The 10290-nt window shown below is 33.6% G+C and carries 9 protein-coding genes; 4 read left to right on the top strand and 5 right to left on the bottom strand.

Going from position 1 to position 10290, the window contains the following annotated elements; translation table 11 throughout:
- Nucleotides 1-346 precede the first annotated feature (346 nt).
- Together FT986_RS07905 and FT986_RS07900 are read right to left on the bottom strand one after the other, a co-directional pair.
- Complete coding sequence (locus FT986_RS07905; protein ID WP_147864615.1) at nt 347-1054, bottom strand: hypothetical protein; 708 nt, start codon at nt 1052-1054, stop codon at nt 347-349.
- 175 nt (nt 1055-1229) lie between these two features.
- Complete coding sequence (locus FT986_RS07900) at nt 1230-3626, bottom strand: outer membrane beta-barrel family protein (protein ID WP_147864614.1); 2397 nt, start codon at nt 3624-3626, stop codon at nt 1230-1232.
- Between the two features lie 247 nt (nt 3627-3873).
- On the opposite strand from FT986_RS07900, the gene FT986_RS07895 reads away from it, so the two are divergent.
- From FT986_RS07895 to FT986_RS07880, 4 genes are all read left to right on the top strand, one after another.
- Complete coding sequence (locus tag FT986_RS07895) at nt 3874-5268, top strand: sensor histidine kinase KdpD (RefSeq protein WP_187248591.1); 1395 nt, start codon at nt 3874-3876, stop codon at nt 5266-5268.
- A complete protein-coding gene (locus FT986_RS07890) occupies nt 5265-5969 on the top strand; it encodes a response regulator transcription factor (protein ID WP_147864612.1) in 705 nt (234 codons plus the stop codon). The genes FT986_RS07895 and FT986_RS07890 overlap by 4 nt, the downstream gene beginning before the upstream one ends.
- Before the next feature lie 33 nt (nt 5970-6002).
- Entirely contained in the window at nt 6003-6686 is a 684-nt protein-coding gene (locus FT986_RS07885) for a hypothetical protein (protein WP_147864611.1), read from the top strand.
- A gap of 98 nt (nt 6687-6784) precedes the next feature.
- Nucleotides 6785-6961: a histone H1 gene (locus FT986_RS07880; RefSeq protein WP_111540384.1), complete on the top strand. Its 177-nt coding sequence runs from the start codon at nt 6785-6787 to the stop codon at nt 6959-6961.
- A 252-nt stretch (nt 6962-7213) separates the two neighbouring features.
- Here FT986_RS07880 and FT986_RS07875 read toward each other — a convergent pair whose 3' ends face one another.
- The 3 genes from FT986_RS07875 to FT986_RS07865 form a co-directional block, all read right to left on the bottom strand.
- Nucleotides 7214-7540, bottom strand: coding sequence for a hypothetical protein (locus tag FT986_RS07875; protein ID WP_147864610.1), 327 nt, complete (start codon nt 7538-7540; stop codon nt 7214-7216).
- 25 nt (nt 7541-7565) lie between these two features.
- On the bottom strand, nt 7566-8033 hold the full coding sequence (locus tag FT986_RS07870; protein ID WP_147864609.1) for a hypothetical protein: 468 nt from the start codon (nt 8031-8033) through the stop codon (nt 7566-7568).
- Between the two features lie 587 nt (nt 8034-8620).
- A complete protein-coding gene (locus tag FT986_RS07865; RefSeq protein ID WP_147864608.1) occupies nt 8621-10270 on the bottom strand; it encodes a S41 family peptidase in 1650 nt (549 codons plus the stop codon).
- Nucleotides 10271-10290 lie beyond the last annotated feature (20 nt).

The raw sequence follows: 10290 nt of genomic DNA, 5'->3' as shown, positions 1-10290 counted from the left end.
GCTTCTTTTCGGCAATGGAAAAAAAGAGGTGATCCTTAAAGTTGAAAAGATTTCTCCTTTCGTCGAAATGACAATGTAAATTAGAAGATAGGGAATAGGGGTTATGAGGAGTGATTGATGATTTTAAACTTGAATTCGAAGTTGAACTGAAAGAATTCTACTTACTTAAAACTATAAATTAAACGACTTCTCGATACCATTTCACCCTTGTTATCGCTCAGCTAAAACCCCTCGAGAAGTGCTAGTTTAGAGCTGGAGGATAGTGTGTCTGTAATTTCTCAAGAAAATACTATTCTATTGGTTCTACCATTTTTCATCGTAACAGGAATATGTGTAAAAGTAAAACTCAACTTTTATCTTTAGAGAACTTTCGCTTAACATATAGGAAGACAATCCCGAATAGAAAAGTTAAAAGAGCTCCCCAAAAACTTAACAGTTTATCCCAAAATATACTTCCTAACTCCTCTAACTTAAATAAGATCTGATCCCATAAATTAAGCTCTACGGTAATTGTTAATGTTCTAGAGGTTTTAGGTACGGGAGTGCCAATACAATCTTCTCCCTCATATAGTTTTACAATAGCGCTTATTCTATAAATTCCTTTAGTCTTTTTAGGACTTAAGGTATACTGAATAACAGAGCCACTTTTGTCTATTCTTATACAACCATAGTCAGGTGATGAGATGTTGAAGTCTGGGGCATAGGGTTCAATTTTGGCATATTGTCCCAATCTTGCAGGAAAAGTATTTGAATCTTGTTTGATGTTTCCTTCATTAAAAGGAGAGATACCTTTATCACCAATCCATATACTTAAAGTAAGATTTTCATTACTCTTAATTTTGTCTTTATCAGAAGCTAGTACAATTTTATACTCCTCAAGTTTAACAACGGGGTCTTTTTGAGTAGAGGTTGAATCCGTTGGTGGGCTCATTGCTTCATTCACAGATTCAGTCTCTTTACCACTATTTTTACAAGCAAAAAATATAACGAAAAGAGTCATTACTAAACAAAACCCATAGTGTTTTTGAGATGATAAAGATTTTAATTGTTTCATAAAAGTATCCTTTAGATGTAATAGTAAAGGGGATACTATTTGAATGTTAGAGTTAACAAAAATGTAGTTACTTTAACAATAAATTTAAGCTTTTATTTTTAATTTTCCCATAGATTAATATTCTAATTCACTACATATCTGATAAAAAAAATGTAAGTTAAAAGTCGAGCAATCATTACCCTCTTTGTTGCTCTTCTTCACTAGCGCTATCAAAAGACTTCTTTTCTTTAACTTTATGTTTCCCAAATTTGTAATTAAAGCCAATTTTAAATAATCGTGTATCATTACGCCTATAAAAGCCTAAAGATTGGTTAGGATAATTTATTTCAACTTTTGCTCTGTTGGTATAAAAAATATCAGAAACCCCTAATGATAAACTAGCCTTTTCTTTCCAAAAAGAATAATTCATGCCTATACTAACATCGGCACGATCATCTGCTTCATAAAAAGCTTGTATAGATTTACTTTCATAATATCCGGAGATTTCAATATTTAAATTTTTATTCAATTCAACGGTAAAGGAGCTTTGGTACCGCCAAAAAACACCTTCGGGTTTTTCTTGAATGGAATCGTAAGAAATAATATACTGTTGATATAAGCCCAATAAGCTATGTTGCCAATTGATTTGCTTGTTAATTTTAAAAGGTAAAATAGCTTGCACTCCAACGTTTTGATGACTTCCAAGATTTCCAAACGTATAGCGAGTTTCTTGGGTTCCTTCTATTTGATAGGGAAACTCAGAATAATACGCTTGGGTATAATTGTAAAAGGGAGTGATGACATACCTGTTTTTTAGCGTATGGTTCCATTCTAAGCTATGTGTAAACTCGGGTCTTAATAACGGATTCCCTTGATTAGAAAACAACGGACTTTGATAGGTAATAAAAGGATTAAGGCTACTATAATCTGGACGGTTAATGCGTCTTGCATAAGAAAGGTTCATTTGATACTGATCATTTACCCCATATTGAAGATAAAACGTAGGGAAAAGCTTAAAGTAATGATAAGTGGTTAGTTGATTAAGGCTAGGGGAGTCTCCTTCTGTACTAGTATATTCTCCCCGCAGACCTACTTTGAGCTTCCATTTTTCAGCTATATTTTTTTGCATTGAAATATAGACAGCTGCATTTTGCTCTCTGTACAAAAAGTCGTTACTTAAATTAGGATCTATTTGCCATTGCAGGGAATCAAAATTTTCAAACAAGAAGCTATTGTCCGTTTTGGTTTGGGCGTATTTTAAACCGGTTTCCCAAGTTATTTTTTTAAATGGTAAATAAAAGTCCGCTTTAAAAGCCGTGATTTCTGATTGATTTTTGAAATCACTCCGCAATTGCTCTTGAAATAAGGATACATATTCATTAAAATAACGGTTAGAAAACCCTTGCTGGTTATTAGTGCTAAAGCCTGCATAACTTCCGCTAAGCATCATTTTTTTCTTTAAGGAATCTAATGTATATTCATAAAAAATATCGGTACCGTAATTCAAGTATGCACGTTCTTCAAGGCTTGAGCTTTGTATTTTCTGAAGAATATTACCGGCCTCTCCCAACTGAAAATTTTTATTTTCACCAGGTCGTTCTCCTTCTTTTATCATGGTCCTTAAGGCAAAACTTAAAACAGATTTTTTGTTAACTTGCCAATCTATTTGATTTCTTACAGTATGGTAATAAGTGCGCCGAAGTTCTTGATTAAAAGAACGATAACGCTGTGTTATTCCGTTATTAGAAAACGCGTTAAATTGTTTAATAGCTTCAAAAGAATTTATTTTTCCATAGCTGTAAGAAATATCCGTACGTAATTGTTCTCCTTGGTACTGAAACCCTGTTCTGCTCATTAATCGGGAGTATTTTCCTTGATAACCAGTGAGTGCTGTTTTTAACTCCCATCCTTCTTTTCTTTCTTTTTTGGTAATGATATTAATATAACCTGCATTTCCTTCTGCCTCAAAATTAGCTGGCGGTGTGGTAATAAGTTCTATTGTAATGATTTCATCAGCAGCAATAGTTTTTAAGAAATCACTTATTTCATTGGTGGCTAAGTATTGTAACCTACCATTTAGCATAACCCGAACACCAGATTTCCCCAGCATCTGTAACTGGTCGTCCCTAGCGGTGTAGATACCAGGTGTATTTTTTAGCAATTCAAATGAATTATTGCCCGCAAAGGCAGACCTATTTTCTACATTAATCACCAAACGATCCAATTTTTTTTCCAATAATGGCTTTTGAGCGGAAATAATAACTTCAGATAGGCTTTCTTCTGCAGGATACAAAATTAAGGCTATAGGTTCATTGAGAGAATCGGCTAATTGAATATGCTTTGCAAGTTTTTGATAAGCGAGGTGATGTACTTCAAGTATATAGATTCCTACAGGTACTTTCAAGGTGAATTTCCCTAAAGAATCGGTTGCTGTATAGGTGATCAATTTTTGTTGAACGTCTCTTAAAATCACATCTGCATTCCTCACTGGATGTTGTTGATTGTCTTTTACTTCACCGTGAACTTCTATAGATTGTGCCATTAAAACTTGGTGAATAAATAGGGATAGGAAAAATAAGCTTAGTTGTTTCATGATTTTTGCTTTTTGATGACAGCAAATTTGAGACAACTTCACTTTAAAGACGGTTAACCCGTGGTTAATGGGAGGTTAATGGAACTCATAAAAATCCTTAAGGATGGATCCGAATACATATCAAAACCTAAAGAACCATTTATAACAAGGCTTTTGTTCAATTTTAAGGTTAACGATGGGTTAACGCACAGAAATATTTCGGTATAAAAGGTAAACTATAGTAATTTTGAATGCAGAAGATGTAATTATGAAACTGAAGATCACTTGGCTTATTATCATTTCTATTGCCGCTTTTTTAGCGCTATCGAGTATTCAGGGCTATCTTATCTATAACACTTACACTTTAAAAAGAAAGGCGTTTATAGAAGACACCCGAAGCCGAATCTTAAACATTGACTATAACCAAGAATTGGATTCGATTATCAATAACTGGGATGAAGAATTGAAAAACCAGATTGCCGATTATAAAAATCATCGTAGTACAAATCAAGAAATATTATACTGGTTGCAACTAAAAGCCGATACCTTAAATAAGGACTACTATCGTATTTATCAGAAAGAACTAAAAGATAAAAAACTAGGCTATTCGGTTAATTATAAAAAGAATATAGAAAGCATTGTTATTTTTGGTGAAGAAAATGATACCCTTTTCCCGCAGAAAAAAGGACAAACCTTTAAAATGTTTGGAAATGACTTTCCTGATGAGAAAGCAAATTCAGTAAGTGTATCCCGAACCTTTTCTCAATACGACTACCTCGATCAAACCGAGGATAAAATTACCACGAAGCATTACAATTTGGAGATAAGGTTTAAAGATATGATGCAGATTGTAGATGAAAAAAGTATCGTGCTCAATCAAATGCTTGGTTTATTAGTGGGATCGGTCTTTCTATTTTTAGTGATGCTGGGGCTTTTTTATTACTCGCTAAAAAGCTTAATAACACAAAAAAAAATAAGCACGGTCAAAACCGATTTTATCAATAACATAACACACGAGCTTAAAACTCCTTTAGCTACTTTAGGGATTGCCACTAAAAGTTTAAAAAACGAACACATATTGAAGCATCCTGAAGCTTTTACCAATTCTTTGCATATCATAGACCGCCAAAATGAGCGTATTCAAAAGCTTATCGACCAAGTGATGCATAGTAGTTTGGAGGCTGGGCATCTACAATTAGACCGCCAACCCGTAAACGCATCTGCTTATTTAAATAGGGTAGTGGAAGATTTTAAATTAAGTCAAACTAAGGAAAGAGTAAGCCTCACTACTTCTTTTCAAAAAGAAACACCACCTCTTTTTATTGATGAATTTTATTTCACTACAGCATTATTTAATTTATTAGACAATGCAATAAAGTATAATGAAGGAGATATTCATATTCAGCTTTCCACTAAGCGAATTGAAAATTATTTTTGTATAGAAATTAGCGATAATGGATTAGGGATTCCCAAAGCAGCTCAAAAACAGATCTTTGAAAAATTTTATAGGGTTTCTCAAGGAAACCTGCATACACATCAAGGTCTTGGCTTGGGATTATATTATACGCAGCAAATAGTAACCGCACATCAAGGAACATTGAAAGTAAAAAGTGACATTAAAAAAGGAAGTAGGTTTATCATTAAAATTCCGTTTGCCTTATGATAAAAGCTCATCTATTGTTAGTAGAAGATGATTATGATTTTGGAAGTATCCTAAAGCAGTATTTAGAGGTACACGGTTACCAAGTAAGTTGGGCGATTAATGGCCAAAGAGCTTTAGAACTATTACAAAAAGAAGAAGAAATGCCTTTCTCTATCGCGGTTTTAGATGTGATGATGCCAGAAATAGATGGGTTTCAATTAGCAGAAAAAATGATTCAGCAGTCTCCCGAGGTTCCCTTTATATTTTTAACGGCTAGAAAACTAAAAGAAGATAAAATAAAGGGACTAAAGCTAGGCGCCGATGATTATATCGTAAAACCTTTTGATGCCGACATCTTGGTCTTACGCATTCAAAATATCTTAAGGAGAACCCAACAGCATACCAAGCAACCTGAAACTGAAGATAAAATTAAGATTTCGACTTATTATTTAGATACTCAAAATTATTGTTTGCTCAGGGAGGGAAAAGTTCAGAAAATAACAGAAAAAGAGGCTGCCTTAATTGGTTTTTTGTATCAAAACAAAAATAAATTACTTAAACGGGAAGTTATTTTACAGCAGCTATGGGGGGATGCCGATTTCTTTTCTGGCAGAAGTATGGATGTTTTTATAAGCCGTTTACGTAAATATTTTAAAGAAGACTCCCGAATAAAAATTGAAAGTACCCGAGGTATAGGACTCACTTTTCAAGTAGAACAATAAACCTATTTATTAATTTATAAAAACTATATCATTATGAAACCTATTTTATTATCAATCGTATTATTTGTGTGCGGACTGCTTTGTTATGCACAGCAAACACCACCTACGCCACCCACACCTCTCAGTACTACTTCGGTATCTGTGAATTCCAGTACAAGCAACACTTATCAACATTCTGTAGCCAACAGTGAACAAGAAGATGAAAATTTATCTATCGCCGTAAGCGATTCTGATGATAGTTATAAGTTTAGGGCAAGTTATGCTTCTCCATATGATCAACAGGTAAAAGAAACTTTGATCAATGCATTTGGGAAGGAGAATATCAATAAAAAAGGCTCTTGGCTTTCTTGGGTCTTTTCACCAGGAAATGATGAAGTATATACTATAGAATTTTCTTCTGGTCATGTAAAAATGAAATTAGATAAAACTCAAGCAGGAAACGAGCTACAGCAAAAATTCACGAAGACGGGTGAATTGATTAAAAAAATCCTTTCAGGAGAAGAGAACAATCGGGAAGCCTTAATTTTACAGCGTAAATCTATGCGTTTACAGCGCGAGGCCGAACGTATGCAGCAGGAAGCAAAGCGTTTAAGTCTTCAAAAACGAAGAAACACCAAAAGGGAAGAGGTAAAAGAGTTGAGAGAAGAGTCCGATCGCCTACGTAACCAGGTAGATAGTTTACGTCAGGAAGTAAAAAAGCTGAAAGAAAAGCCTTAAACAAATTCGTGTTCTTCACTAAATCGATAGGAATAGCCGAGGATATAAAGAGAAAAATTATATTTTAGCTTTTTAAATAAAATTCAAAAACCAAACTTATGAAAGAATTGATTGAAAACATTAAAAGCACTTACGAATCTTTTGAGAGCGATGCCAATGCACAGTTAGAAAGTGGTAATAAAGCAGCAGGTACCAGAGCGAGAAAATCTTCATTAGCTTTAGAAAAATTGTTAAAAGAATTCCGTAAAGTTTCTGTGGCGGAATCTAAAAAATAAGTAAAAGGCTGTCTGATATGAGAATTTTCCAGACAGCCTTTTTTATATAATTACTGAAGAAATTATATTCTAATCTCCCTTCTTATGTTTATGCGGCTTAAGTGATGGTGTATTCCCTGGTGTACTTTTATTATCCCGTTGGCGTCGATCGGGTTTACCTGTTGAATCCGCTTTTCTTTTTGGTCCTGGTTTAATTCCCATAATTTTTGTTTTTAGAGTTTATAATAATAGATTACAATTAATATTTGGAATTTATAATATTGTAGAAATGGCTGTTCTTACTGCCTTTTCAAGTACCTCAATAGCTCCATTAGTGGCTCTCTGAGCTATAGCTTTAGAAATAACTGCAATAGCATGTAACTCAGCTTCTAAGACCAATTTCTCATCTTTTAACCTTGATTGGAACTTTTCTTCACTTAATTCACCGCTTATCCTTAATTCAGCGAGCAATTCTAATCGTTCTTTTTTATTTTGTAAGAATTGATTGGAAGTGTCTTTTACTTGATCCCAGTTTTCATCTACATTGTTTTTGATTTTAGTGAGCATATCCGCTAAAACTTCATTGATATCAAAATTCATTTTTTATGTGTTTTAGTTATTAATCTTAATTTGCTGGGTTGTTTTTAATTTCTTTCCCTTTTTCGGCCACTTGCATAGCGTAGAGTAAGTCTTCAAATGTTTTTCTATTTAATTTTATAATCCCATCGCTCAGCGTTTCATCATTTTTGTGCTCTTCTTTATACTTTTTCCATAATTGCAAAGTGATTTCACAAATTCTAGTAGAGTTTTTATTTAAAGACTTAACTTTATTCTTATTATATAAAGAATTCAGTTCTACTTGAATACTTATATATTCATTTACATAATTTTCATAATCCCTTTCATTTTGATTTTCTAACATTTGCAAATAAAATGTATTGATCTGTTTTGCAGTATCCTCTATTTGCGCTGCTACTTCTTCATCATAGCTGGGAACAAGTGTTACTCTACAAGAAGAAACTACGAATACCAAAGAAAAACAGAATAGGATGATTTTAGTCTTACTTGTTAAAATAAGTTTAGAAGTTACCATAGGAAATGCGTTTTAATATTATACTTAAAATTAATGGTATTAAAAGGGGTATGGAATACCCATTAGCGGGTATAATTTTATGAGAGGGCTAATTTTTAAGGTTAGTGGAATTAACAATCAAATTAAAAATGAATTAAAAACTTCAGATCACTAGGTATTAATAACCTATACAACAAATAGATACCCCCTAGATAAGCCCTATCCAATCTACACTAAGTCCACAGTGCTCATACCCCCTAACTACAATATTCCACTATAAAGTGGGAGCATAGTGGAGTAAGACTAAGTTAGGTATCTATTCTAAGGGAATTAAAAGAGGATGAAGTAGAATAGGTGCTGGTTAAAAGCTCTTTGAAAAGGAAAGTATATTTACTTTTTATACCATCAGAGTCTCTTTGTTGTAAGGGACCAGCGTATGTCGAGAAGGGTAAGGGATATAATTATCGGGCAACTAGATTTATCTATTGTACAATTTTGTTTTATACCTGAGCTTAAGACATATCACATTAGTATGGTTATCTCCGTAAAAATCTTATTAAAAAAATCCAACCCAGTAAAGTGGGAGAGGCCTTTTAAAAGGCCAAGCTTTATCGGTTTATATATTCTATAGCTTTTTGAAGCACTTCATCTTTCCCGTCAATCAATCCTTGCAAAGTAGGAGTAACTTCAATATCAATTTTCACTCCTTTTCTTTGAGTTTCTGTACCATCGGGGTAAAAGATACCAATTCCACTAATCATCGTTTTGTAGCCGCCTACCATTTTAAACCTAGTAACATTTCCATCGGCTCCAGAAGTTTGACTCCCCATGGTGGTTACGTGATCTCCTACTTGTAAACCCATTGCAGTAAATTCAGCGTGACTTTGCGATTTTTCATTGACCAATAGAATCACTTTTCCTTTATAGGTTAACCCTTTATTTTTTCCAGCTGGGTTTCCATCCCTCCAAATAAATTTCCCAGGATAATCGAGGTCGGGGTACGTTACTTTATAAAAATCACTCTTTTTTGAAGTAATGTAATTCGCTATGGCGTATAAGGTACCTTGGGGGTAATTTCTGATGTCAAAGATGATGGCTTTCGTATCTTGTAGATGATCCATCATGTCAGAGACCTCTTTTATTTTTAAGGCGCCCATATTTACATAGCCAATGTTTGCATCGATAATTTTATAACTTTCCGCTGGTGGCTCCCATGTATAATTAAAATCTTTAAATACATAACGCTTTATAGATGTATTATAAGTGGTGGTATCTCTTATAAATTCAATTTCAACAGCATCAGATGAACCATTAAATATGGAATAGTAAGCACTTGCTTTTTTTCTTGACAGGTTAGAACCATTAATGTATTTTTCTTTCTGTTTAAAAAGTTTTCCAACTTTTTGATGATCCACTTTGGTAATCACATCGCCTATTTGTAAATCATCCATTTTAGCCAAAGTATCATTGTAAAAACCAGTGATGAGCGCCTTGTCATCCATAAGCTTAAATTTTGCAGGAACCCAATATTTACCAAAAAAGTTATTGGTTTGGTCAGTAGTAAATATTCCGTGACTGTCATCAATGCTTACAATTAATTCGAGCATCGCCAGATGAAAATCCATTTCGTTTTTTGGATGCAAAAATTTCGGTATCATGTTGTGGAGCACTTCATTCCAAGGGGTGTCGGTTTGGTATTTATAAGGAAAAAAATACTCGATGATATTCCAATACCGAAATAAGCTAAGCAACCTTAAGTCTTCGTTTTTCCAATCAAAATCCTTGTATTCAATTTCATTTTCAATTTGTATATTACCAACTCTTTTGTGGGCTATAGAAACATATTCTTTTTTTCCTTGATGCCGGTTGGCTTCTATAAACTTTAGTTTTTTAGATAATTCGGGTGTCAATGCATCACTATGTGTGATCCAATCTAAATCAAAGTTTTTATTGAAATATGCAAGGTCATTATTTTTAGAACATTTTTTACATATCTTTATTTCCCCCAGTTGTTGGATCCATTCTGTATACACTTGAGAAAGCTGCTCTTTGTTTTTACTGTTTTTTACTTTTGGTAAAATCTTAAAAAGCTCTTCATCCCAATTGTACTTCCCATCGGCAACTACTGGATGATAGTATTTTAAAAAGCCCCACACTTTTGCGGTGGTAGCTAGTTTTTCAGTTTCGGTAAGTTCGTTTTGTGCCCAAAGGGAATTTGTACAAACGAAGATCATAAAAAGTAATAGTATTTTTCTCATAGGGGTAACGGTATATTTTT

It is taken from the genome of Mesonia sp. K4-1 (assembly GCF_008017825.1).
Taxonomy (GTDB): Bacteria; Bacteroidota; Bacteroidia; order Flavobacteriales; family Flavobacteriaceae; genus Mesonia.
The sequence above is the reverse complement of the archived record's forward strand: the minus strand, read 5'-3'. Positions and strand labels throughout refer to the sequence as shown.

What these genes read in the sequence shown, in the direction of transcription:
- FT986_RS07905 (WP_147864615.1), bottom strand. Translation starts at nt 1,054, where the DNA reads ATGAAACAATTAAAATCTTTATCATCTCAAAAACACTATGGGTTTTGT.
- FT986_RS07900 (WP_147864614.1), bottom strand. Translation starts at nt 3,626, where the DNA reads ATGAAACAACTAAGCTTATTTTTCCTATCCCTATTTATTCACCAAGTT.
- FT986_RS07895 (WP_187248591.1), top strand. Translation starts at nt 3,874, where the DNA reads ATGAAACTGAAGATCACTTGGCTTATTATCATTTCTATTGCCGCTTTT.
- FT986_RS07870 (WP_147864609.1), bottom strand. Translation starts at nt 8,033, where the DNA reads ATGGTAACTTCTAAACTTATTTTAACAAGTAAGACTAAAATCATCCTA.
- FT986_RS07890 (WP_147864612.1), top strand. Translation starts at nt 5,265, where the DNA reads ATGATAAAAGCTCATCTATTGTTAGTAGAAGATGATTATGATTTTGGA.
- FT986_RS07880 (WP_111540384.1), top strand. Translation starts at nt 6,785, where the DNA reads ATGAAAGAATTGATTGAAAACATTAAAAGCACTTACGAATCTTTTGAG.
- FT986_RS07865 (WP_147864608.1), bottom strand. Translation starts at nt 10,270, where the DNA reads ATGAGAAAAATACTATTACTTTTTATGATCTTCGTTTGTACAAATTCC.
- FT986_RS07875 (WP_147864610.1), bottom strand. Translation starts at nt 7,540, where the DNA reads ATGAATTTTGATATCAATGAAGTTTTAGCGGATATGCTCACTAAAATC.
- FT986_RS07885 (WP_147864611.1), top strand. Translation starts at nt 6,003, where the DNA reads ATGAAACCTATTTTATTATCAATCGTATTATTTGTGTGCGGACTGCTT.